23 protein-coding genes are annotated in these 22825 nt (G+C 64.4%); 22 read left to right on the forward strand and 1 reads right to left on the reverse strand.

Annotated features, from left to right (window positions below):
* Positions 1-328: 328 nt before the first annotated feature.
* From AAGA68_12930 to AAGA68_12975, 10 genes are all read left to right on the forward strand, one after another.
* Positions 329-1465: a sigma-54 dependent transcriptional regulator gene (locus tag AAGA68_12930; protein ID MEM9385961.1), complete on the forward strand. Its 1137-nt coding sequence runs from the start codon at positions 329-331 to the stop codon at positions 1463-1465.
* A gap of 5 nt (positions 1466-1470) precedes the next feature.
* Positions 1471-2715: an ATP-binding protein gene (locus AAGA68_12935; protein ID MEM9385962.1), complete on the forward strand. Its 1245-nt coding sequence runs from the start codon at positions 1471-1473 to the stop codon at positions 2713-2715.
* Positions 2705-4114, forward strand: a complete 1410-nt coding sequence (locus AAGA68_12940; GenBank protein MEM9385963.1) for a sigma-54 dependent transcriptional regulator — start codon at positions 2705-2707, stop codon at positions 4112-4114. Before AAGA68_12935 ends, AAGA68_12940 begins: the two co-directional genes overlap by 11 nt.
* Positions 4115-4186: 72 nt before the next feature.
* Positions 4187-4528: a flagellar hook-basal body complex protein FliE gene (gene fliE / locus AAGA68_12945; GenBank protein ID MEM9385964.1), complete on the forward strand. Its 342-nt coding sequence runs from the start codon at positions 4187-4189 to the stop codon at positions 4526-4528.
* Between the two features lie 89 nt (positions 4529-4617).
* Positions 4618-6279: a flagellar basal-body MS-ring/collar protein FliF gene (fliF, locus tag AAGA68_12950; GenBank protein ID MEM9385965.1), complete on the forward strand. Its 1662-nt coding sequence runs from the start codon at positions 4618-4620 to the stop codon at positions 6277-6279.
* A gap of 9 nt (positions 6280-6288) precedes the next feature.
* On the forward strand, positions 6289-7281 hold the full coding sequence (fliG, locus tag AAGA68_12955; protein ID MEM9385966.1) for a flagellar motor switch protein FliG: 993 nt from the start codon (positions 6289-6291) through the stop codon (positions 7279-7281).
* Entirely contained in the window at positions 7268-7975 is a 708-nt protein-coding gene (locus AAGA68_12960) for a flagellar assembly protein FliH (protein ID MEM9385967.1), read from the forward strand. Before fliG ends, AAGA68_12960 begins: the two co-directional genes overlap by 14 nt.
* 53 nt (positions 7976-8028) lie before the next feature.
* Positions 8029-9447 carry a flagellar protein export ATPase FliI gene (fliI, locus tag AAGA68_12965; protein MEM9385968.1) on the forward strand — a complete coding sequence of 473 codons (1419 nt, stop codon included), beginning with the start codon at positions 8029-8031 and terminating at the stop codon, positions 9445-9447.
* 23 nt (positions 9448-9470) lie between these two features.
* The gene (gene fliJ, locus AAGA68_12970; GenBank protein ID MEM9385969.1) at positions 9471-9920 is read left to right on the forward strand and encodes a flagellar export protein FliJ; all 450 of its coding nucleotides are present in this window, start codon (positions 9471-9473) and stop codon (positions 9918-9920) included.
* A gap of 54 nt (positions 9921-9974) precedes the next feature.
* The gene (locus AAGA68_12975) at positions 9975-11291 is read left to right on the forward strand and encodes a flagellar hook-length control protein FliK (GenBank protein MEM9385970.1); all 1317 of its coding nucleotides are present in this window, start codon (positions 9975-9977) and stop codon (positions 11289-11291) included.
* Positions 11292-11523: 232 nt separating this feature from the next.
* On the opposite strand, the gene AAGA68_12980 is transcribed toward AAGA68_12975, so the two are convergent.
* A complete protein-coding gene (locus AAGA68_12980) occupies positions 11524-12588 on the reverse strand; it encodes a MerR family transcriptional regulator (GenBank protein MEM9385971.1) in 1065 nt (354 codons plus the stop codon).
* Between the two features lie 107 nt (positions 12589-12695).
* Here AAGA68_12980 and AAGA68_12985 point away from each other — a divergent pair, with 107 nt between their 5' ends.
* The 12 genes from AAGA68_12985 (at position 12696) to flhA (ending at position 22820) form a co-directional block, all read left to right on the forward strand.
* Positions 12696-13619 carry a DUF3429 family protein gene (locus AAGA68_12985; GenBank protein ID MEM9385972.1) on the forward strand — a complete coding sequence of 308 codons (924 nt, stop codon included), beginning with the start codon at positions 12696-12698 and terminating at the stop codon, positions 13617-13619.
* A 276-nt stretch (positions 13620-13895) separates the two neighbouring features.
* Entirely contained in the window at positions 13896-14651 is a 756-nt protein-coding gene (ubiG, locus tag AAGA68_12990; GenBank protein ID MEM9385973.1) for a bifunctional 2-polyprenyl-6-hydroxyphenol methylase/3-demethylubiquinol 3-O-methyltransferase UbiG, read from the forward strand.
* A 13-nt stretch (positions 14652-14664) separates the two neighbouring features.
* Entirely contained in the window at positions 14665-15051 is a 387-nt protein-coding gene (locus tag AAGA68_12995; GenBank protein MEM9385974.1) for a DUF2256 and DUF3253 domain-containing protein, read from the forward strand.
* 192 nt (positions 15052-15243) lie between these two features.
* Entirely contained in the window at positions 15244-15741 is a 498-nt protein-coding gene (locus tag AAGA68_13000) for a flagellar basal body-associated FliL family protein (protein MEM9385975.1), read from the forward strand.
* A 12-nt stretch (positions 15742-15753) separates the two neighbouring features.
* Entirely contained in the window at positions 15754-16755 is a 1002-nt protein-coding gene (locus AAGA68_13005; GenBank protein MEM9385976.1) for a FliM/FliN family flagellar motor switch protein, read from the forward strand.
* Entirely contained in the window at positions 16752-17213 is a 462-nt protein-coding gene (fliN, locus tag AAGA68_13010) for a flagellar motor switch protein FliN (protein MEM9385977.1), read from the forward strand. The genes AAGA68_13005 and fliN overlap by 4 nt, the downstream gene beginning before the upstream one ends.
* Before the next feature lie 2 nt (positions 17214-17215).
* Positions 17216-17719 carry a flagellar biosynthetic protein FliO gene (gene fliO, locus AAGA68_13015; protein ID MEM9385978.1) on the forward strand — a complete coding sequence of 168 codons (504 nt, stop codon included), beginning with the start codon at positions 17216-17218 and terminating at the stop codon, positions 17717-17719.
* 9 nt (positions 17720-17728) lie between these two features.
* The gene (gene fliP, locus AAGA68_13020) at positions 17729-18493 is read left to right on the forward strand and encodes a flagellar type III secretion system pore protein FliP (GenBank protein ID MEM9385979.1); all 765 of its coding nucleotides are present in this window, start codon (positions 17729-17731) and stop codon (positions 18491-18493) included.
* A gap of 3 nt (positions 18494-18496) precedes the next feature.
* Positions 18497-18772: a flagellar biosynthesis protein FliQ gene (gene fliQ, locus AAGA68_13025; protein ID MEM9385980.1), complete on the forward strand. Its 276-nt coding sequence runs from the start codon at positions 18497-18499 to the stop codon at positions 18770-18772.
* A 35-nt stretch (positions 18773-18807) separates the two neighbouring features.
* Positions 18808-19590 (forward strand): flagellar biosynthetic protein FliR, encoded by a 783-nt coding sequence (gene fliR / locus AAGA68_13030; GenBank protein MEM9385981.1) that lies wholly within the window; start codon positions 18808-18810, stop codon positions 19588-19590.
* A 12-nt stretch (positions 19591-19602) separates the two neighbouring features.
* The gene (flhB, locus tag AAGA68_13035; GenBank protein MEM9385982.1) at positions 19603-20754 is read left to right on the forward strand and encodes a flagellar biosynthesis protein FlhB; all 1152 of its coding nucleotides are present in this window, start codon (positions 19603-19605) and stop codon (positions 20752-20754) included.
* Positions 20754-22820, forward strand: coding sequence for a flagellar biosynthesis protein FlhA (gene flhA, locus AAGA68_13040; GenBank protein MEM9385983.1), 2067 nt, complete (start codon positions 20754-20756; stop codon positions 22818-22820). The genes flhB and flhA overlap by 1 nt, the downstream gene beginning before the upstream one ends.
* The last annotated feature ends 5 nt before the right edge of the window (positions 22821-22825 follow it).

The raw sequence follows: 22825 nt of genomic DNA on the forward strand, positions 1-22825 counted from the left end.
CAACGCGCCCCGGCCACGGGCACCGTGGCCATCAGATCGCCCTTCCAACCTTACCTATCGCCGCCATCCTCGGCGCCGCCGTGTGCGCCAGTCCACACCGTTTTCAGTCACTTGGGAGTCGGCCGATCGCCGCTGCGCTGTCCATTTGACTGAACCTGTCAGGGAACTGTGAACCCATTCACGGGGATAGCCGTCACCCACTTGCTATAACGTCATCCAACGGTGAGGAACGGACGGATTGTTGACGCGCTAGGGATCCAGCGCACACCGCAAGCACCGAGCGTAATCGGACTGCAATCACCACAGGATCCAGGAGGACGTGGACTCCATGTCGCCGAACCACAACGTTGCTACCGCCCCCACCCTCGCCGTCGACTCGAGCGCTCTAGACGCCGCGCCGCCGACCCCGGCACCAACCCTGACCGCGCCATCCTCCGTTCCCACTGTTTTGGAACAACGCGGTCGCTTTCGCCCCTGTGGTTCCTCGCGCGCCATGCAGCAGGTACATCGCCTGATAGATCAGGTGGCCCGCCACGATACGAATGTGCTGATCCTTGGTGAGTCGGGCACGGGCAAGGAACTCATCGCGCGCAACGTGCATGAACTCTCTGTCCGGGCCAGTGGCCCCTTCGTGCCAGTCAACTGCGGGGCGATCCCCTCGGAACTGATGGAGAGCGAGCTCTTCGGCCATGAGAAGGGCGCCTTTACCGGAGCTATCACCCGCCGCAAGGGGCGCTTCGAACTTGCCGAGGGCGGCACCCTATTCTTGGATGAGATCGGCGATATGGATCTCAACATGCAGGTCAAGCTGCTGCGGGTGCTCGCCGAACGCTGCTTCGAGCGTGTGGGGAGCAACATGAGTCAGCCCTGCAATGTGCGGATAATCGCCGCCACCCACCGCGACCTCGAGGCTGCGATCGAGCTCGGGCGCTTCCGCGAAGATCTCTTCTATCGGCTCAACGTTTTCCCGATTGAGACACCGCCTCTGCGCGAACGCATCGGCGATCTACCGGAGCTTGCGGACGCGCTGATCGCACGCAACGAGGCCGCAGGCGCTTCTCGTATCGCCTTCGCCCCGGAGACTCTGGCGATCCTCTCCGACTACCCCTGGCCCGGCAACATTCGCGAGCTAGCGAACCTTACGGAGCGATTAGCAATCGTTCATCCGAGCAGTATCATCGAACCCCACCACCTACCCGCCCGCTACCTCAACGCTACGGCCTCGCACCCAAGCCTCGACGGCGCCCTCGATGACGGCAACCAGGGTGACGTGCGCCTGCCCCCGGGCGGCCTAGACCTCAAGCACTACCTCACCAACATTGAGCTAGACCTCATTCGCCAGGCACTCGACGAGTCGGACGGCGTGGTGGCGCGAGCAGCGCGCCTGTTGAAGATGCGCCGAACCACCCTTGTTGAGAAGATGCGCAAGCACAGCGTACGCTCGACTGGCACCACCACCGACTAAGCACCATGAGCGCCAATCCTTCCCCTATCGACGGCAACACCAGCCTGGTCGAGAGCCGCCGCACGCCGCCTGAACTGGCCGCTGCCTTCGTCGCCTTCACGGAAACCTCCGCTCGACTGGAGCGCTCCTACGGCCAGCTACAGCAGCGCGTGGGGGTACTCGGCGAGCAGCTGACCAAAGCCCGCAGCGATCGCCTCGCGCAGCTGGCAAAGACCGAAAGGCTCGCCAATCGCCTCAGCGGCTTGCTCGCTGCGCTGCCCGGTGCCGTGCTCGTGCTGGATGCGACCAATCAAGTGCAGGAGCACAACGACGGCGCCCGCGAGCTGTTTGGCGCTGACATCGCTGGCCAGCGTTGGGACGACATCCTGGCCACGCTCGCGGCGACTAGCGAAGACGGCGGGGGCGAGCTGGCCTTGGCCGATGGCCGTCGACTGAGCGTCTCCGTGCGCCCCCTGAGCGGTGAGGGCGGCATGATCATGCTGCTTACCGACGTCACAGAGACCCGCGAACTGCAGGCCCTCGTGGAACGGCAGGAACGTCTGTCGGCGATGGGGGAGATGATGGCCCGTCTCGCGCATCAGGCACGCACTCCCCTTGCTACGGCCATCCTGTACGCCTCGCAGCTGCGGCGAACCCCGATGCAGGGCAACGCGGCCGTTTTCACCCAACGGGTGATCACTCGCTTGAAGCATCTCGAGAACATGATCGAGGACATGCTCTGCTTCGCCCGCGGCAACCAAGGCGGCAGCACCCCGCTGGCGGTCGACGCGCTCACCAGCGGGGCCCTGGCGAGCTTGCCAGCCGAACGCGCGGCGCGTGTGCGGGTGAACACGCCCATTGAGAGTGCCTATGTGCTAGGTAATCGTCGCGCCCTCTGCGGCGCACTCAGTAATCTCCTAGAGAACGCGTTAGCAATGGACGAACTGGCGGCCGTTACCCTCGATGCGAGCATCGACGAACGGGCAGGTCAGGTACGATTCACCGTGACCGATCAGGGACCTGGCATCGATCCAGCCTTGCGCCAACGGGTCTTCGAGCCCTTCTTCACCACCCGGAACAACGGCACGGGCCTCGGTTTGGCGGTGGTGCGCAGCGTCGCCGAAGGCCACGGCGGTCGGGCCTTCGTAGAGGACTCCCCGCCCGGCGCTGGCGCACGGCTAGTGGTCGAGGTGCCGCACGCCCGCGCTGAGGCCGTCGCGCGCTTGCTCGCCGCCCAATCCACAGCGGAGGAGATGCCTGATGCTGGCTGACTCATGCGCCCTGCCACCCGCGGCCGCAGAAGCGGCCCGTCAGCGCCATCTCCATCTGTTGGTGGTGGAGGACGATGCGGCCATGCGCGAGGCGCTGGAGACAACGCTCCTGGACACGGGCATCACCGTGCGGGGGGTTGCCGACGGGCGGCAAGCCCTTGCCGCCATCGGCGATGCACCGGTCGATGCGGTACTGACCGACGTGCAGCTACCTAACATGGATGGCCATGAACTGCTGCGCCGCATCCGCCGCGCCAATCCCCAGCTGCCGGTGATTCTGATGACCGCCTACGGCTCGATCGAGCGCGCAGTGGAAGCCATGCGTGACGGCGCGTCGGACTACCTGCGCAAGGGCTTCGACGTGGACACCCTACTGCAGCGTATCGATCGCCTACGCGGCCCGCAGCCGACCGCGGTGCCGGTACTTGAGGATGACGATGCGCCGATCGCCCGCGCCCCGAACAGCCTGAGGACACGGGCCATCGCCAAGCGGGTGGCGGTCAGCAACGCCACCGTTCTCCTGTCTGGCGAGAGCGGCACGGGTAAGGAGGTCATCGCGCGGTACATTCATGCACAGTCGCCGCGTGCAGAGAAACCCTTCGTGGCGATCAACTGCGCCGCCATCCCAGAGTCGATGCTCGAGGCGATGCTGTTCGGCCACGAGAAGGGGGCGTTCACAGGCGCCACGCAGGCCACGCCCGGGAAGTTCGAACAAGCCCAGGGCGGCACGCTGCTGCTGGATGAGATCTCAGAGATGCCCCTCAGCCTGCAGCCTAAGCTGCTTCGCGTGCTGCAGGAGAGCGAAGTAGAGCGGGTTGGCGGTCGGCGCATGTTGCGCCTCGACGTGCGCATTATCGCCACCACGAACCGAGAGCTGCGCAGTGAAGTCTCGGCCGGTCGCTTTCGCGAAGATCTCTACTACCGGCTTTCGGTGATGCCGATTCCTCTAAGTCCCCTACGCGAGCGACGGGAAGACATCCTGCCGTTGTTCCGACACATGCTCCTGCGCCACGCCGAAGGGCGTGCGACCCCGCGCCTCTCCGCCTGTGCCGAGCAATTCCTCAGCCAATACGACTGGCCCGGCAACGTACGCGAACTCGACAACCTCGCCAATCGCACCCTGATTCTCTGCAACGGTGACGAAATCACGGCGCAGGATATGAACTTCGAGGGCGTCAATGACGGCGCCTTGACACCGAGTGCGCCGATCGCGCGCGCTGGCGAGCTAAAGGCGGACATGGAGGTCGTCGAGCAGCAAAAGATCTTGCAAGCCATCGCCACCACACGCACGCGCAAGGAGGCCGCGGAGCAGTTGGGCGTCGCAGTTCGCACACTGCGTCACAAACTGCAGAAGATGCGAGAGCAAGGGGTCGATATTAGCGGTCGCGGTGGCACGTAGCTTGCTAGATAAGCAGGCCACCGTGCTCGCGAGTGCGATCAGACGTTAACCAACCGAGAGTCTAAGGTCCCGATGGATACTCGAATCAACGAACTCATGTCACAGATGCAGGCGCTGACCTCGCGCGCTAGCGCCGCCGTGACGCCGCAGACGCAAGGCCTAAGTGACGAAGGCGTGGGCGCCGCCGGCGCGGTCGACTTTGGCGCCATGCTCAAGGCGTCCATCGACGCTGTCAATGCGACCCAGATGGGAGCCGGCACCATGGTGGAGCGCTTCGAAACGGGCGACCCACAGATGGAACTCGGCGAGGTGATGGTCGCCTTGCAAAAGGCAGATATCTCCTTCAAGGCCATGACCGAGGTGCGTAACAAGCTCGTGGATGCGTACCAAGAGATCATGAACATGCCGCTCTAGTCGGCGCCCATGACTCTCCCTAGGCGCCATCCCCCTTTACGCTGCCGCGCGGGCGCCTAACCCGCAGCGGCCTTACCAGTTAGGACACCATGGCGAGCAAAGCCGACGACAACCAATTGCCTCAGCTGCTCCAAGGGATCGACAGTGTTCCCGGTCTGCGCCAGGCGATCATGCTGCTGGCGGTAGCGGCCAGCGTTGCCCTCGGCGTGACCGCCGTGCTCTGGATGCAGCGCCCCATGCACACGGCGCTGCCGCCGATGCAGAACATGAGCGAAGCTCAGCAAATGCTGAAGACCGCCGGTATCGACGTCGCCGATGAGGGCGACCGCCTTACGGTACCGGTCGACGACTACGCCCGCGCCAAGAACATGTTGATCGAAGGATCTGTGCTGACCGCGGGCCATCGCGACTGCGAGGCGATTCCCGGCAGCGGGTCCATGGGTCCCTCGATCAACGTCGAGGACCAGGCACTCAACTGCCATCGCGAGGTGGAGCTCGCGCGCACACTCAACAACCTTCGCGGCGTCAACAACGCCGTGGTACATATCTCCACCCCGGACGCCAGCGTGTTCGTGCGCCCCCGGGTCGACACGACGGCGGCGGTCAACGTAGGCCTATCGCCGGATCGCCAAGCCGACCGTGAGCTCGCCCGCTCCATCGTGTACCTCGTGGCCAACGCCGTGCCCCTGCTGATGCCTGAGAACGTCACCGTGGTGGCGAACGGTCGCATGATCTCCGATCAGGTCAACGGCGAGGCGGCGATGGACATGAGCAACAAGCAGATGCGATTCCAGCGCGCTCTCGAGAGCGAGAAGGAAGACCATATCCGTGAGATCCTCAGCCGCACGCTGGGGCCTGAGCACTACACGGTGACCGTGTCCTCGGAGATCGACTTCACGCGCATCGATCGTACGGAGCGTCGCCCGACGGAAGCGGTCGTGGTGGGCACGCGCGAGCAGTTCACCGAGTCCCCCAACGGACAACCTCAACCGACAGGCATCCCGGGAGGACTCACCAACTCGCCTATCCCCACCAATAGCGAAGTGGAGGACGACGGCGATGCGGACGTCGGCGCGGACCTGGCCGCAGCCAACGCAGGGCGCGGCGTCGCCTCCCGTAGCGTCACCACCAATCGCGAACCTGGTGAGGTCTTCGAGGTAATCAAGCAGCCGATGGGCACGCTAAAGCGTCTCACCATCTCGGTGATGCTCAACCAGCTCGCCCCACGCCCGGCGCCCGAGAGCGAGAACACCGCGAGCGACACGGCGCAGGACGGCGACGCTGCGGCGCCCGCCGATGCGGCCAGGTTCAGCCCCGAGGAGATCGCCAAGATCGAGTCCCTGATTCGCAACGCCGTCACCTTTGACGAGGCCCGCGGTGATGCCCTGACGATTCAGGAGCTGCCCTTCAAGCCCATGACCTACGAGGAACCCGTACCCACACCATGGTGGCAGTCGCCGCTGGTCATCGACCTCGCCCGACAAGCTCTCGGCGCGCTGTTCGTGGTGGCCCTGTTCTTCACCACGATTCGCCCGATGATCAGCAAGCTCATGACCGCGCCGCCGCGGGTGGCGGTGGCTGCCGGCGGTGCCTACGGGCAAGCAGCGATCGCTGCTGAAGGCGCTGATGCGGACGACCCGGCGCCCCAAGCGCGCATCGATCACCAGGCGCAGATCACTGAAGCGCGAGAATTTGCCTCCAAGCATCCGGACCGCACGGCGAAGATCGTCGAGGCGTGGGTTGACGGATAAGTCCAGCGCATGGAACTCGACGGTAGCGAAAGAGCCGCAATCCTGCTGATGTCCCTCGAAGAGAGCGACGCGGCTGCGATCCTTCGCAAGATGGCGCCTCCGGCGGTGGAGAAAATCGCCTCCGCCATGGCGCGCATGGAGCAGGTCTCGCGTGACAACTTGGGTACCGTCGTCGAGGCCTTCTCGGACGAAGTCGACCGCCAGGCGCGCATCGCCCCAAGTACGCGCGAGTACATCACTCGCCTGATCACCCAGGCGGTGGGCGAGTCGAACGCCCGCGGCCTGGTTAACCGCGTACTCGACGAAGGCCAAAGTCGGGGCCTTGACGCCCTGCGTTGGATGGACACGCGCGAGATCCGCGAGATGATCCTGGAGGAGCATCCTCAGATCATGGCGATCGTCCTCGCCCACCTCGACCAGGGTCAGGCCACGGATATCATGGCCCATATGCCCACGGAGCTTCGCAAGGAAGTCATCCTTCGCATCGCCACACTCGAAGAGGTGGGTGAGTCTGTGCTCAACGAGCTAGAGACCATCGTCAACGCGCGCAGCAGCGAGCAGAAGCACGACCTGAAAGCGAGCGTGGCAGGCGTCAAGGTCGCCGCCAACATCCTAAACGTGCTGGGCACGGACATCAGCACGGAGATCATCGAGTACCTGCGCGAGGCGGACGATAGCATGGCCACGGAGGTCGAGGAGCAGATGTTCTCCTTCGAGACGCTCCTGCGTATACAGGGCCGTGGAATGCAGACGCTGCTGCGCGAGATCACCAACGAACAGCTGATCATCGCCCTCAAGGGTGCGGACCAGGAGATCCAGGACCTGATCTTCGAGAACATGTCCCAGCGCGCCGGAGACATGCTCCGCGATGACCTCTCGACCCAGGGTCCGGTGCGCCTGACCGACGTAGAGGAGGCGCAGAAGGCTATCCTCGACGTCGCCAAACGCCTCGCCGACGAAGGGCAGATCCTAATCGGCTCAGGAGGCGATGACTTTGTCTAGCAAGGCTGCCAAGAAACTCAGCCCCGAGCAGAGCAACGAGGCCGTCCCCTGGCAGGCCCCGCCAGTCAGCGAAGCGGTCACCGCCTCGGCCATCGCCCACCTGCCCACGGCCCGCGAGCTCGAGGCCCTGCAGAAGCAAGCCCACGAAGAGGCTTTCGCCCAGGGCTTGGAAGAGGGTCGTGCCGAAGGCTCCCGTGAAGTGCGCAAGGACCTACTGGCGGCCCACCGCCGCGAGGCGCTGCGCTTGGAGGCGTTCCTCGACGCCTTGGGACAGCCGCTGGCGGAGGTCACCGCCTCGGTGGAAAAGGAGATACTGGCTCTGGTCGTGGCGATGGCGCGGCAGATCATCCGCCGAGAACTGAAAACCTCGCCAGACGAGATTGTCGGCACCGTACGCGACGCCTTGGGACAACTGCCCGTGGCGCACCGCGAGGTCCGCGTAGAGCTGCACCCTGAAGATGCTGCGCTCGTGCGCGATCGCCTGCAGGATCGCCAGCAGGGAACCAAGCTCTGGAGCATTGTGGAGGATCCACTGATCGCCCGTGGCGGCTGCCGAGTGAAAGGCGACGACTCGCTGATCGACGCCACCCTAGACTCGAGAATCGGCGCGCTCGTGAGCCGAGTCTTCGGCGAGCAACGCAGCGCGGAGGCCGCTCGCAAGGAACGCGCCGACGGCACCACCAACGCCACGTGAAGAAGCTCCCACCTAACACCTTACCTAAGCCCCCTAGCATGTCGACGGCGCTCATGCGCCGCCTGCGCGAGGCCCGAAAAAGAGTGGAGTGCACTCCCGCACCGGTTGTTGAGGGCGTGCTCTACCGCATGGTGGGCCTCACGTTGGAGGCCGCCGGCTGCCAAGCGCAAGTGGGTGGGCGATGCAGTATCGTGGCGCCGAGCGGAGCGCAGATCGAGGCGGAGGTGGTGGGCTTCGCCCGTGACAGCCTCTACCTCATGCCCACCGGCCACATGCACGGCATCGGCCCCGGCGCTCGCGTAATTCCCTTGCCTGAGGCCTACCGTATCTCCGTAGGCGAGCAGCTCCTTGGCCGTGTCCTCGACGGCGCTGGCCGCCCCCTGGACGATCTGGGGCCTATCAACGCCGCCGAAACGCGCGCCGCGCACAGTGAACCCATCAACCCCCTCGAGCGCCAGCCTATCCGCGAGCCCTTGTGCGTGGGGGTGCGTTCGATCAACGCCCTCCTGACGATCGGGCGCGGCCAACGCATCGGGCTGTTCGCAGGCAGCGGCGTCGGCAAGAGCCGACTGCTCGGCATGATGACCCGCTTTACCTCCGCAGATGTCATCGTCGTCGGTCTGATCGGCGAACGAGGGCGTGAAGTGCGCGAGTTCGTCGAGGACATCCTCGGGGAACAGGCACTCGCCCGCGCCGTGGTGGTCGCCACCCCGGCGGACCACTCGCCCCTTATGCGCATGCACGGCGCGTGGCTTGCGACTGCCATCGCCGAGCACTTTCGTGATCAGGGCAAACGCGTGTTATTGCTGATGGACTCGCTCACCCGTTTCGCTCAGGCTCAGCGTGAGATCGCCCTGGCCGTGGGCGAGCCGCCCGCCACCAAGGGCTATCCCCCGTCGGTCTTCGCCCGCTTACCTCAGCTCGTAGAACGCAGCGGAAACGGCAGGCATCCAAACGGCTCGCTAACCGCCATCTATACGGTGCTGGCTGAAGGTGACGATCACAACGACCCAATCGTCGACAGTGCGCGGGCAATCCTCGATGGCCACATCGTGCTCAGTCGCGAGCTTGCCGATTCGGGTCTATACCCCGCGATAGACATCGAATCCTCGATCAGTCGTTGCATGAGCGATATCGGCGATGCTGAGCAGCTGCGTCTGGTTCGGCGCTTCCGCGAGCTCTACGCGATCTACCGGCGCAACGAGGATCTGATCCGCGTCGGGGCCTACGCGCCCGGCACGGACCCCGAGCTCGACAAGGCGATTGCCGCGTGGCCGCAGATGCGCCGCTTCCTCGCCCAAGAGCTGAGCGAACCGGTCGACTTCGGGAGCGCAAAGGCCGACTTGGTGGCCCTGATGGGCGCCCTCGAGGCCGCACCCGCACCCGCCCGCGCCACCTCTGCGGAGGCGGGCGGCGGCGGTGGCGGTGGCGCCCCAGCCCTGCGTGCGGTCAGCGCCGCTACCAGCGCCTGATACGCAGTTGACCGCAAGTCCCCGTGGCACGCGCCAAGCAACGGCTGGAGCCGGTCGCCGATCTCGCCGAGCATCAGCGAATGCAGGCCGAAATGGCCCTGGCGCAAGCCCAGCGGCAGGTGCACTCGCGTACCCAGATGCTCGCTCAGCTGCGCACCTTCCGCGATACCTACGACCAAGGCCACGTGCGGGCACAGGTCGGCGCCCGCTCGATGGCCGCCCTACGGGACTTCGAGCACTTCTTAGAGCGCTTGGACCAGGCCATCGAGCAGCAGCGCATAGAGCTCGCCGAAACACGAGCGGCCGCCACCGAACTTCGCCAGTCGCTGCAAGCGGCAACGACGAGGGCCGATAGCCTGCAGCTGGTGTTGGAGCGCGCGCAGAGCCTCGCGCACAGGCGCCACGAAGCCCACGAGCAGGAACTGTTAGACGAACTCGCGTGCGTGGCCGCCGCTCGCAAATCGTCGACCTGAGGTTGGCACGGCGTTTGCTTAACTGTAGGGACCTGCTGCAAACGGAACCGACACGTGACCCCATCGATCCTAGCTCCACTCACCGCCGCGCCTGCACAACTCTCTGGGCCAGAGACCATCGACGGCTCGGCGTCGGCCGTCGCAAACGCCACCGAGGGCACTTCATTCCGTGACCTGGTTGCGCAGGAAAGTCCTGATACACAGGGCAAAGGCGATCGCTCAGGAGAGGAGCTTGCCTCCGAGCATACGGACATCGACGCCGAGTACGAGGCCGACCAAGCAGCGGCCGAGAGCCCGGATGGGCTGTCATCGCTGGGCGAACCGGCAGGGCAAGGCGGCCAAGCGTTGCCGTCGGCAGCGGCAAGCGTTGGCCCCGGCAGCCCCTTGGCATTCAATCAGCCAGCTTCGCCTGAGGTTGCACCTGCGACGGAGAAGGAAACGCCGAGCGATGGGAGTCGAGCGCGGCCGGCGCCGCCCACGGCAGGCACCGCGCAGACGACAGGCGCTGCCGCCCCACCTGGCACGAGCAACGCCGCCCTTCGTGGGGTCAGCATCCTCCGGGGCGATACCACCACCACTGCCACGCGCAGCGACGCCTTTGACAGCGCACGGCGCGCGCGGGGCTTTGGTGTGCGCGCGAACCAGCGAGGGTTGATGGTTTCGCGCAACGGCGAGGGTACGCCTACGATTCTCGATGGCTTAAGACCGATGCTCGGGGAGCGATCCGTCCTCGGCGCTGCGGCTGCCACGGGGTTGGGAGCGGAGAGCCCAAGCAACCAAGCGCTGCACTCCCAAGCGAACTTCGCCAACGCCGCCACCTCCGTCACGACGACCAACGCTGTCCCGGCAGCGACCGCGCCCAACGCGGTGTTCACTTTGGAGGCCAGCGCCGCCGCATCCAGCAATCCGACGAGCTTCGAGCTATCGCAACCGCTTGGAAGCCAAGCCTGGCGGGAAGAGCTGGGGGGACGCCTTCAGTGGTTGACCGACGCACGCATCGGACGCGCTGAGCTGCGCTTGAATCCAGCCGAACTCGGACCGCTAGAGATCACGCTCAACATACGCGGGGAAGAGGTAAGCGCTAGCTTTGGTGCCCAGCACGCCGCTACCCGCGAGGCGGTTGAACAGGCGCTGCCTCGCCTGCGTGAGATGATGGCGCAAAGCGGTCTGCAGCTGGCAGACGCAAACGTTGGCCAACACAGCGCGGGTGGCGAGCAGAGCGCTCAGAGCCACGATCGAGGCACCTCACCACGGCCGTCCCTGCGCAGCGCGCAGGGCGAGGACAGCACGGTCGCCCGCTCGGTGGACTTGACCCTGGACGGCTCGCTGACTGACCGCGCGAATCGGGGGCAGCTGGATCTCTACGCCTGAGGCAAAATGTGAAGTTTCGTGAGGGAGACGGCGCGGTGGCGCCGCTAGTAGGGATGTCGGCGCCGCGTGCGCCCCTAACACCCCTACCAAGAGAAGGAGAGCACCATGCAGGGCGGCAAAATACTGAGCACACTCTGGCTGATCGGCGCTAGCGTATTGGCGATCTACGCCACGTTCTCCACGCCTTACTAGACTGCGCCCTAACGCCTAGGGGCGCCCCCTCTCCCAGGTCCTACGAGCCACTGCCGTCCACATCGATCCCCTCGGCGATCACCACACGCTGGAGGGCCTGCTCGATCAACTCCCGTGAACGTGCCGTCGTCTCATGCAGGTAGGCATGCAAAGCGGCATCGGCCGGGTTGCGACTCTCACAGCTCGCGCTGTAAGACTCGAAGGCCGTCAGACTAACCACCAAATCCACCAGGTGCTTCGGACACTCGCACTCCACTGTCGTGGATTGGGTAGCCATGCGCGACAGCTGCTCCCGCGTATACAGGCGAGCCGGGATCTCGTTGGACGTGTCGCCCGGATAGTGCGCGGATGCTGGAGCGGGCGGCGCGGCAGGACTCGGCGACGGCGTACCCCCAGCATCACGCAAGGCTCGAGCAAGATCCGCCCCGGTGACCGGCGCCCTCATCAGCACCGTCCACTCGTCGGTGAGCGCTTGAAGATCTGTGGTGCGCGCGAAGTTGTACACGAGCACGACCCGCGTGGCGCCCGACAGGCGACGCAGGTCGCTGAGCATGACCCGCGTGTCCTGGTCGATCGTCGGCTGTTCGATCACCAGCGCTTCCGGACGCAGGCGCTTCACATCCGCCCGAAACGCGCCGAGATCTGCCTCCCGGCTGACCACGTTGAGACCGATAAGATCCGATAGGCCCATTAGGCGGAACGTCTCGCCCATCAGGGCGGTGCGCGTGGGTGCGCTCGAAAGCTGCTCGCGCTTGGCCACGTGCTGCTCGTAGGCGGCTAGGCGTTCTTGCAGCTCCGTGTGGCTCAGGCGCGCAACGTGTCCGATTGGCTCACCCCGGTCCACGAGGTGTTTCATGACGGTCAGGCGTTCGATATCGGGCCGCGAATACAGGCGACGCCCGCTGTCGGAGCGCTCTGCATCCACGGCGCCGTAACGACGCTCCCACACGCGCAGCGTATGGGTGGAGATTCCGGTCAAACGAGAAACCGTACCGATGCCGTAACCGCGACGTTCTTCACCGGCGTTCGCCGCTGCGCCGACTTGCCCGTCCTCCGCATTGTCATGCTCTTGGTGTGGGGGCGAAGGAGGGGAGCCGTCACTCATGAATTTCTCGCAAACGTCTAACTTTGATCGTGGACATTATCGACATAGCCTCGTAGGCTTCAAGGGCACTGGATGTCCTGCGTTTTCGCTGTTTTGCAACATGTTTTATGACTGAAGAGGATTCCCTCACCACCTTGCCCAAGGTGGTGATCTACCGCTCCGCAATCACCGACATTCGAACCGTTGAGGCCCGCCTTCGACGGGCTGAACTGCCGTTCGAGGTGGAGGTAATGGGGATGGCGAGTCAGGAGGAACGCAAGCGCTACCGTGAGCTGAAGCAATCCAGCGGACACGCGACCTTGCCGTTGATCTACGTCGACGGTCAGATCGTCGGCGGCGAGCCCGAGCTAGCTCGCTACATCGCGGATCGGCGCGACAGCGCTCCCGCAGAGGCAGGCGGAGAGGCCAGCGAGGCGCAATCGCCCTCATTCGCCCCGTCATCGCTAGCCGTGGCGTCGCCAGCCTCCCCCCCTGACGCAAGCGACGAGCCGCCAACCATTCCCGTGCCTGCGAGCGCGCTCCCAGCTGAGCCGGCCGAGAAAGCCGCGCAGGGCGACGCCACGCCCCCTTCGACGGCACCGCTCGACAAGGCCCTGCGCACGCGCACTGCCGTACTTGGCTACGCCGGGCTGATTCCCTTCTTCGCCTGCGCAGCCGCTAGTTTCCTCGGCCCCCAGCAAGGCCTCGCCAGACTGGCACTGGTCGCCTATGGAGCGGTCATCTTCAGCTTTGTGGGTGCGGTCCACTGGGGGTACTCCCTGGGCCGAGATCCATCCGCACCGCGAGGGCTCGTCGCGAGCGTGATCCCCTCCCTTGTGGGCTGGGCTGCCCTGATGCTGCACGCCCAAACCGGCGCCACCGCAAGCCTCGCGTTTCTCGGGCTGAGCTTCATCATCTGGCACACATTCGAGCGAATCAGCACCCGCTTACCGACCCACTACCTGAGCCTTCGGTTACGCCTCACGGCACTCGTCTCCACCCTGCTCATCGCGTCAGCGGCGGCGGTTTCCCTCGGCGTGGGGAGCGTCTAGTGGACATCCTAGGAGATGGGCCCTCGTTAGGCATGTTCAGGTTTTGTCGCATGCGGCGACAAAATTATTGGGTTGATGTCTAGCTATTGTCGAGGTATCTTACCACTCGACTAACGGCCTCGTGTCGTAGTCGTGACTCCTTAGCGTTATAGCTTTTTATGGCGGTAACAATATTAGGGCGCCCCGGTGAACACGCCGCGGCGCCTTCTTTTTGTCTGCCAGACCGGCCCCAACGCGGCCACCTTGGGCCGGCACCGACGACGGGAGATCCGAGCGATGGCAGCGAGCGCCGACCCTCAAGAGATGGCCAAATTCGAGCAACTGGCCGATACCTGGTGGGACCCGACTGGCCCGTTTTGGCCTTTGCATAAGTTGAATACCGTGCGCACGAACTACATCCGCGACGTGGTGTCGGCGCACCGGGGAGACAGCTCGCCGACCGACTCAGCCGCGCCCCTCGCCGGCGTGCGCATGCTCGACATCGGCTGCGGCGGGGGGCTACTGAGCGAAGCGATGGCGCGTCTTGGCGCCGAGGTCCACGGGGTGGATGTGGTGGAGCGCAACGTGCAAATCGCCGAGCGCCACCGGCCAGCCGAACTCGACGCGAATCTCCGCTACGAACACGGCTCCGTCGAAGCGCTCACGGCCCGCGCGGCGGCGCCCTACGACGTGGTGCTAAACATGGAGGTGGTGGAGCACGTGGTGGACCTGCCCACTTTCATGGCGCACTGCTGCTCGCTGGTCAGGGCCGACGGATTGATGTTTGTCTCAACGATCAACCGCAACCCCATCTCCTTTCTCAGCGCCATCGTCGGCGCGGAATACGTCTTGCGATGGCTGCCTCGCGGCACCCACGATTGGCGCAAGTTCCCAACCCCTCACGAACTCCAGCGCATGCTCACGGAGAACGGCCACGCGATTACCGAGCGCAAGGGGGTACGCGTGAACCCACTCACGCGCAAGTTCAGCCTGACCGAGTCGCTGGTCATCAACTACATGTTGGTGGCGCACCCAGTATCGCCAGCTACCTGAATGCGAACTTGCCGTGGCCGCAACACCACAGGATAAGATCTGCGCCACGTGCGGACGGCCTTTCTCCTGGCGTCGCAAGTGGGCGAAGACCTGGGAGCAGGTCCGTTACTGCTCGGCCGCGTGTCGGTCACAGGGCAAGGCCGGTGAAAGAGAGGCTCTGGAGCGCGCCATCCTCGAGCTCCTAAGCTCCCGCCGCGCCGGCGCCAGCTGTTGCCCGAGTGAGGTCGCCCGCCAGCGCTACCCCGAAGACGCCTGGCGCGCGCAGATGGAGCCCGTACGACAGGCAGCCCGACGCCTCGCCCATCGCGGCGAGATCGAAATCCTGCAGGGCGGGCGTGCCGTCGACCCTAGTCGCTTTCGCGGCCCTATCCGCCTACGTCTCAACTCGCCCGCCCCCTAGACGTACGCTTCAACCCACTCCCGGGCGCCAGGTTTCCGGCACCGCGTGAACTGCGTCACACCGATGCGCCAGCGCGCCGCCACCGCCCACTGCGAAGCGCGCCACAATCCTGCCAAAAGCCACGCATTACGCGCGTGGCACGGATGTTGCTGTGTCAGCAGCTGAGCATTCACTCATACCTTGGCAGGACCCATGGCAAACGAAGAAGCTGCTGAAGACACCCCGAAGCCCCCTAACAAGATGATGGACATGCTGATTGCCGGGGTGGGCATCTTCGCCCTCGTCACGGTCAGCAACATCGTGACCACGATCGTCTTCCCGCCGAAGATAGATCTTCCCATGGGCGACAGCGCCCCAGCGCAGGAGGCAGAAGGCCCACCGATCTACCACGCCCTGAACCCACCGCTGATCGCCAACCTCGAGGGCGCCGACGCCGACTTCCTGCAAGTCTCGATCGAGCTAATGGCACGCGATCAGAAGGTGATCGACGCGCTGGATACGCACAAGGCAGCAATCCGCAACAACCTGCTGCTGATGTTCTCCGCCCATGCCGGCGATGACGTGAACACCCGCGATGCCAAGGAGATGCTGCGAATGAAGGTGCTCGAGGAAGTGCAGGCCGTTCTCGAACCGTACGTCAGCGGCATGACCGTGGAAGAGGCGTACTTCACCAGCTTCGTCGCGCAGTAGGGTCGTCGGGAGATGAACGACTTGCTCACGGAGCAGGAAACTGAGGCGCTGCTCGAGGGGATCGAGGACGGCTCCGTATCCACGGACACGGGCATGCGCCCGCGCGGCGAAGTCGTACCCCTCGACTTTGCGGCCTACGATCACTTGGTCACCGGCCAGTGGCCGGTACTCGAACGCATCAACGAGCGCCTGGCAACGCGACTGTCAAGTTCCCTCAAAACCGTCTTTTCCCAGCTGGGCTCCGTGCGCTTCGCCGGCCTCTACCGCGAGTCTTACCTCGACTACACCTCGGGCCTGAGCGTGCCGAGCGCGATTCATGTTCTCGATCTCCCTCCCCTGCCGGGGAAGGCACTGCTGGTCATGGACACCGCCTTCCTCTACTTGGGCGTCGACTCTCGCTTCGGTGGTCCCTGTCGCCCGCCCGTTCTGTCCCAGCAACGCGCCTTCACGCGCAGCGAGCGGCTGCTGCTACAGACTTGCCAGGAGGTGATCCTCCACGACCTCAGCAAGACCTGGGAGGAAGTGGAACCGATCGAAGTCAGCGTGGAGACCCTCGAGTTCGACGCGCGCTACCTGGAGATGATGCCCTCCTCCACGATGCTCCTCGCCTCTCGCTTCGAGGTGGAGTTCGCGAGTCAGAAAGCGACCATCAACATCGTCATCCCCCACGCCACGATGCAACCCATCGAGGCGCGGCTGACGGGCACCGAATACCGTCCTGACGACCACGTCGAGCAGTGGCGCGAAGTTCTCCGTGAGAGCCTTCTCGACGTGGAGCTCGACGTGCAAATCTCCCTAGCCAACGTCCCTGCTAGCTTCCGCGATATGATCGACATGCAGAGCGGCGACGTGATGGAGATCGAATTCGACCAGACTGTCACCGCCGTCTTAGGCGAACAACCGCTGTTCATCGGCCGTATCGGCACCTCACGAGAGCGTAAGGCAATGATGCTCTCCGCGGTCGCCGACCGCACGGCCCTACCGAAGACCACCAGGAGAGCGTTGGAGCGATGAACGAATCGACAGCCCCCGAAGATCTGCCCGAGGACGACGAGGACGAGACGCGCGCAGAAAACGACGCCGCGGCGGGCGCGGAGGACGAGGAGGCCCGCACCGCGGACGAGGTCCTCGAAGATGAAGAAGATGAGTTTGCTGGCGAGCCCGCTGCCTTTGAAGAGCTACGCGACCAGGGGGACCGCAACGGACCGGGAGATCTCAAGCTGGAGATGATCCTGGACGTGCCCGTGACCCTCACGGTAGAGGTCGGTCGCACCCGCTTGAGCCTACGCGAGCTGTTGAAGCTCAACCGCGGGTCAGTAGTGGAACTTGATCAGCTCGTCACCCAACCCATGTCCTTGCTGGTCAATGACACCCTGGTCGCTCAAGGGGAGCCAGTGATGGTCAACGAACGCTTTGGTATCCGCCTCACGGACGTGGTGAGCGCGGGCGAGCGAATCCGACGCCTGAGCTGATCATGACGCAGGGAAGCGACAGCAACAGCGAAGAGGGGCCGGTAGTCGACGGCGCCGTACACGTAGAGGCGGAGACGACGAAGGAGCCGGCGTCGACACCGCTCTTCGCCAGCACAGGCATCGAGTCGGCCACGCCCGTGCCGGCCCTGGGGGGCGAGGATCTGCTGACACCAGGCAGCTCGGCGCAACTGCTTGCCAGTCTCGCCGTGGTTCTGTTGGTAATCGTCGCCCTCGGCTGGCTGTCGCGACGGCTCCATCGACTGCAACCGAAACGCAGCGGCCGAGCCATGAGAGTGCTCGACGTGCTGCCCGTGGGCGCCCGCGAACGCGTCGCCCTGGTGCAGGTGGGCTCCACACAGCTCGTGCTCGGCCTGGCCCCAGGGCGCGTGCAAACCCTGCATGTACTTGACCCAGACACGGCGCAGAGCGGCGAGGCGATGGAGGATTCAGACGAGCCGGCACCACCGATCGCAGCCACCCCCTTCGCAAGCCTATTAAAAAGGTAAGCCTTCTCGATGCTACCGACGCAACGACGACAGCGACTGGCAGCCCTCCTTGGCCTTGCACTCGTGCTCTTCGCGAGTGCACTGAGTGCCCAGGAGGCGCCCGGCCTGCCGGCCCTCACCGTGGGTGGCGCCGATGGCGAGCAGACCTACTCGCTGACCATCCAGGTTTTGGTCTTGATGACGCTGCTGACGCTGCTGCCCGCAGTGGTGCTCAGTATGACCTCGTTCACGCGCATCATCATCGTCTTGGCCATCCTGCGCCAGGCCCTCGGCACTGCGCAGTCGCCGCCGAACCAGGTGCTCCTGGGCTTGGCCCTGTTCCTAACCCTGTTCATCATGGCGCCGGTGGCGGACACCGCATGGCGCACGGGCATCGGCCCCTACCTAGAGGGCAGCATGGCTATTCAACAGGCGCTGCCCGCCGCCCTGGCGCCCCTACGAGACTTCATGCTCAGCCAGACGCGTGAGACAGACCTGGCCACCTTCGCCCGCATCGGCGGGGTCACCCAGTTCGCCACCCCGCAGGATGTGCCCCTGCGCATGCTGGTCCCCGCCTTCGTGACCAGTGAGCTGAAGACGGCCTTCCAGATCGGCTTCCTCGTGTTCATCCCGTTCCTGGTGATCGATCTGGTGGTCTCCAGCGTGCTCATGTCCATGGGCATGATGATGCTCTCGCCTATGCTCATCTCCTTGCCCTTCAAAATCATGTTGTTCGTACTCGTCGACGGCTGGACCTTGCTGGTCGAAACCCTCGCCATCAGTTTCGTGGTGTAGCGAATGGATCCGGAAACCGTCATCGCCGTCGCCCAACGCGCCCTGCAGACCACCGCCATGCTGGCCGCACCGATGCTGCTCTCGGCCCTCGCCGCGGGCCTGCTGATCGGCATGTTCCAGGCGGCCACGCAGATCCAGGAGATGACCCTGTCGTTCATCCCCAAGCTGATCGTCCTCGGCATCACCATCCTGATCGCCGGACCCTGGATGCTGCACGTGATCGTGGACTTCACCCGGCGCCTGTTTCTGAACATCCCGCGTTACCTGGGACTCACCTGATGCGCTATCCCCGTGCTGGCCTTGGCGTCGCGTGAATGTTCTTCAGCGAAGAGGTCCTGCTCGCGTTAGTCAACGCTTACTTCTGGCCGTTCGTGCGGATCGGTGGGCTGGTGGCGGTGGCGCCCCTATTCAACAGCCGGAGCATACCGCCGCGCGTAAAGCTGCTGCTCGTGGTGAGCTTGACCATGCTCATCGCTCCGGCGCTTCCGCCCATGCCGGACGTGCCCTTGATGAGTCCCGCGGGATTTCTGCTCACGGGGCAGCAGCTACTCATAGGCATGCTGCTCGGCTTCGTGGTGCAACTCGTGTTCGATGCCATGGTGGTGGCGGGAGAAACGGCAGCCATGTCCATGGGCCTTGGCTTCGCCACTTTCTTGGATCCCGAGCGGGGCGTGTCCGTACCGGTGTTGAGCCAGTTCTACCTAATCCTCGCCACGCTCACCTATCTCGCTATCAACGGCCACCTGATGCTGCTGGAAGTGCTCGCCCAGAGCTTTCTGGCGATGCCCGTGGCGGTGCCGGAGAACCTGCAGTCTGGGCAGGCGTTGCTGTGGGAGCTGATCGGCTTTGCCAGCACCATGTTCGGCGGCGCCCTGCAGATCGCCCTGCCCGCCGTGTGCGCCCTGCTCATCGTAAACATCGCCTTTGGCGTGATCTCCCGCGCGGCGCCGTCCTTGAACATGTTCGCGATCGGCTTTCCCGTGAGTTTGGTCATGGGCTTCGCGATCATCTTGGTCGCCTTGCCTTCCACCCAGGGGGCGCTGATTCACCTGCTCGAGGTGTCCTTCGGACTCCTTACGGACATCCTGCGTCCCTAGCGGTCACCCGTCATGGCTGAGAATCAGGACGGACAGGAGAAAACCGAAGACCCAACCCCAAAACGCCTCCGAGAGGCGCGGGAAAAGGGCAACGTGCCGCGCTCGCGCGAGCTTTCCACCATGCTCGTCACGATGGCGGGAGCGACGGGCTTGATGCTCTTCGGCGGCGGATTGCAGGAGACCATCCTCGACATCTTTCGCGAGCAATTCTCTCCAAGAGCCGCGCAGCTGGGCGACCCTACCTATCTGATGCGATCGCTCCAGAACAACTTCACCCGCGGATTGCTGGCGCTGACGCCATTCCTTCTGCTCTGCACCTTCGCCGCCTTCGTCGGGCCGATCATGCTAGGCGGGTGGAACTTCACCACCAAGGCCCTTGAGCCCAAGCTCGAGAAGCTGGATCCGATCAAGGGTTTCAAGCGCCTGTTCGCGCCGAAGAACTTTGTCGAGCTCATGAAGGCGATGGCGAAGTTTCTCCTCGTGGGCACGGTGGCCCTGCTGCTGCTGAATCAGCTAGCGCCCCAACTGGTGGGCCTCAGCCTGCGGCCTGTCAACGTGGCGCTGGGCGACGCGATTTGGCTGTGCATACTCTCGCTCCTGCTGCTGAGCGCGAGCCTCGCCTTGATCGCGGCAGTCGACGTGCCGTTCCAGCTCTGGGATTTCACGCGAAAGCTGAAGATGACGCTGAAGGAAGTGCGTGATGAAATGAAGGAGACGGACGGGCGTCCCGAAGTGAAGTCGCGCATTCGACAGCTGCAGCAGCAACTAGCACGCGGCCGAATGATGGAAGAGGTGCCCCACGCCGACGTGGTGGTCACCAACCCAACTCACGTCGCCGTCGCGTTGCGTTACGAAGACGACATGAGCGCTCCGCGCGTGGTCGCCAAGGGCACGGACCTGGTTGCCGCTCGCATTCGCGAGCTTGCCCTCGAGCACAGGGTTCCCCTATTCGAGGCGCCTCCTCTCGCCCGCGCGCTCAATCGCCACACGGAGATAGGGGAGGAAATCCCGCGCGTGCTCTACCAGGCCGTGGCCCAGGTGCTGTCCTACATCTACGCCCTTCGCCGTGCGCGGCGCTATGAGATTCCTATGCCCGACATGCCTGACATCGAGATGCCGTCGGGCATCACCGATCCTGAGCCACCTCCGGAGGATGAACGCTGATGGAACTGCTCGAGCGTATCGCCCGCCAACTGCGCCAGGGCGCCGGCGTACCCATCCTGCTGCTGCTGATGCTGAGCATGATGGTGCTGCCACTGCCGCCGCTGGCGCTGGATCTGCTGTTCACCTTTAACATCACCCTCTCCTTGGTGATCGTCCTGGCCGTGATCTACGCCAACCGTCCTCTGGATCTTGGCGTGTTCCCGACGGTGCTGCTCATCGCCACCTTGTTGCGTCTGGCGCTCAACGTCGCCTCCACCCGCGTAGTGCTCTTGAACGGCCACAACGGGACCGGCGCGGCTGGCCGGGTGATCGAAGCCTTCGGCGACTTCGTGGTAGGCGGCAACTTCGCCGTCGGGCTGGTGGTCTTCTCGATCCTAGTGATCATCAACTTCATCGTGGTGACCAAAGGTGCTGGGCGTATATCCGAGGTGAGCGCACGCTTCACCTTGGACGCCATGCCGGGCCGTCAGATGGCCATCGATGCCGACCTGAACGCCGGGCTCGTGTCCCAAGACGAGGCTCGACAGCGCCGCGAGGAGATTCGCCAGGAGGCCGATTTCTACGGCTCCATGGACGGTGCTAGCAAGTTCGTTCGCGGGGACGCCACCGCCGGTATCCTCATCTTGTTCATCAACATTATCGGCGGCATTGCGATCGGGCCACTCCAGCACGGCATGCCCTTCGGTCAAGCGCTCGAGAACTACACCCTGCTCACGATCGGCGATGGCCTCGTGGCGCAGATTCCCTCGCTGCTCCTGTCGACGGCCGTCGCCATCATCGTCACCCGCATGTCCGGCTCCCAGGACATGGGCGAACAGGTGGTGAAGCAGCTGCTCGGCAACTCCCGCACGCTCGGGGTCACCGCGGGCGTACTCGGCTTGCTGGGCTTGATCCCCGGCATGCCGAACGTGGTGTTCCTGGGCCTGGCCGCCGCCTGCGGCACCGGCGCTTGGCTGCTCAATAGGCAGCCGAGCGCGGCGGAGCAAGCCGCCGCTGCCGAGCAGGAAGCGCCCGCCGAGGCACCACGCCCCCCGGAGCTATCTTGGGATGACGTGTCAGACGTGGACGCGCTCGGGCTAGAAGTGGGATTCCGCCTTATCGGGATGGTGGACAAGCGCCAGGGCGGCGAGCTCATGAACAAGATCAAAGGCGTGCGCAAGAAGTTCACCCAGGAGCTGGGCTTTCTCGTGCAGCCGGTGCACATCCGCGACAACCTCGAGCTCAACCCCAACGCCTACCGCATCAAGCTGATGGATGTGCCGATCGGCGAGGGCGAGATCTTCCCCAACAAGGAGCTTGCCATCGCGCCGAACGATACGGTCAAGCCGATCCCCGGCCAGAAGACTAAAGAGCCTGCCTTCGGCCTGGACGCAGTATGGATCGAGCCCTCGGAGCGCGAACGGGCCCAGACCCTAGGTTACTCGGTGGTGGATGCCGCCACCGTGGTGGCCACGCACCTCACGCAGATCCTGCACACGCACGCCAACGAGCTGTTCGGCTACGACGAGGCCCAGCACCTACTCGATCGTCTCTCCCAAACCTCACCCAAGCTGGTGGAGGATCTGGTGCCCAAGGCGCTGCCGATGGGCATCTTCGTACGCACGCTGCAGGAGCTGTTGGCCGAGCGCATTCCCATCACCAACCTAAAGCGAATCGCCGAAGCGATGGCGGAACACGCGCCGCGCAGTCAAGAACCCGCCGCTCTCGCGGCCATGGTGCGCGTGGCCATGGGGCGCTCCATCGTTCAACGCATCAATGGAATGCGAGAAGAACTGCCCGTCATCACCTTAGAGCCAAAACTGGAACGCATGTTGCAAGAGAACCTACAGAGCGGACAAGGCGCGGGTATCGAACCCAACCTCGCTGAACGGTTGCACCGTAGCCTCGCCGAATCCGCGCAGCGCCAAGAGATGGCAGGTGAACCGGCAGTGGTGCTGGTGAGCCCAACGATCAGGGGTTGGCTATCGCGCCTGTTGCGACACCAGCTACCGAATCTGAACGTACTGGCGGTCAACGAAGTGCCTGACGACAAGCGTCTGCGCATGGTTGCCGCGGTCGGAGCCTGAGAAGA

Source organism: Pseudomonadota bacterium (assembly GCA_039193195.1).
In the GTDB taxonomy this organism is placed as follows: Bacteria; Pseudomonadota; Gammaproteobacteria; order Steroidobacterales; family JBCBZW01; genus JBCBZW01.

Bases quoted from the DNA above. Each gene is read 5' to 3' on its own strand.
- AAGA68_12935 (MEM9385962.1), top strand. From the start codon at position 1,471: ATGAGCGCCAATCCTTCCCCTATCGACGGCAACACCAGCCTGGTCGAG.
- AAGA68_12960 (MEM9385967.1), top strand. From the start codon at position 7,268: ATGACTTTGTCTAGCAAGGCTGCCAAGAAACTCAGCCCCGAGCAGAGC.
- ubiG (MEM9385973.1), top strand. From the start codon at position 13,896: ATGGCAGCGAGCGCCGACCCTCAAGAGATGGCCAAATTCGAGCAACTG.
- fliQ (MEM9385980.1), top strand. From the start codon at position 18,497: ATGGATCCGGAAACCGTCATCGCCGTCGCCCAACGCGCCCTGCAGACC.
- AAGA68_13005 (MEM9385976.1), top strand. From the start codon at position 15,754: ATGAACGACTTGCTCACGGAGCAGGAAACTGAGGCGCTGCTCGAGGGG.
- fliE (MEM9385964.1), top strand. From the start codon at position 4,187: ATGGATACTCGAATCAACGAACTCATGTCACAGATGCAGGCGCTGACC.
- AAGA68_12985 (MEM9385972.1), top strand. From the start codon at position 12,696: ATGACTGAAGAGGATTCCCTCACCACCTTGCCCAAGGTGGTGATCTAC.
- fliN (MEM9385977.1), top strand. From the start codon at position 16,752: ATGAACGAATCGACAGCCCCCGAAGATCTGCCCGAGGACGACGAGGAC.
- fliR (MEM9385981.1), top strand. From the start codon at position 18,808: ATGTTCTTCAGCGAAGAGGTCCTGCTCGCGTTAGTCAACGCTTACTTC.
- fliO (MEM9385978.1), top strand. From the start codon at position 17,216: ATGACGCAGGGAAGCGACAGCAACAGCGAAGAGGGGCCGGTAGTCGAC.
- AAGA68_13000 (MEM9385975.1), top strand. From the start codon at position 15,244: ATGGCAAACGAAGAAGCTGCTGAAGACACCCCGAAGCCCCCTAACAAG.
- AAGA68_12940 (MEM9385963.1), top strand. From the start codon at position 2,705: ATGCTGGCTGACTCATGCGCCCTGCCACCCGCGGCCGCAGAAGCGGCC.
- fliI (MEM9385968.1), top strand. From the start codon at position 8,029: ATGCGCCGCCTGCGCGAGGCCCGAAAAAGAGTGGAGTGCACTCCCGCA.
- flhA (MEM9385983.1), top strand. From the start codon at position 20,754: ATGGAACTGCTCGAGCGTATCGCCCGCCAACTGCGCCAGGGCGCCGGC.
- AAGA68_12980 (MEM9385971.1), bottom strand. From the start codon at position 12,588: ATGAGTGACGGCTCCCCTCCTTCGCCCCCACACCAAGAGCATGACAAT.
- flhB (MEM9385982.1), top strand. From the start codon at position 19,603: ATGGCTGAGAATCAGGACGGACAGGAGAAAACCGAAGACCCAACCCCA.
- fliG (MEM9385966.1), top strand. From the start codon at position 6,289: ATGGAACTCGACGGTAGCGAAAGAGCCGCAATCCTGCTGATGTCCCTC.
- fliF (MEM9385965.1), top strand. From the start codon at position 4,618: ATGGCGAGCAAAGCCGACGACAACCAATTGCCTCAGCTGCTCCAAGGG.
- fliP (MEM9385979.1), top strand. From the start codon at position 17,729: ATGCTACCGACGCAACGACGACAGCGACTGGCAGCCCTCCTTGGCCTT.
- AAGA68_12930 (MEM9385961.1), top strand. From the start codon at position 329: ATGTCGCCGAACCACAACGTTGCTACCGCCCCCACCCTCGCCGTCGAC.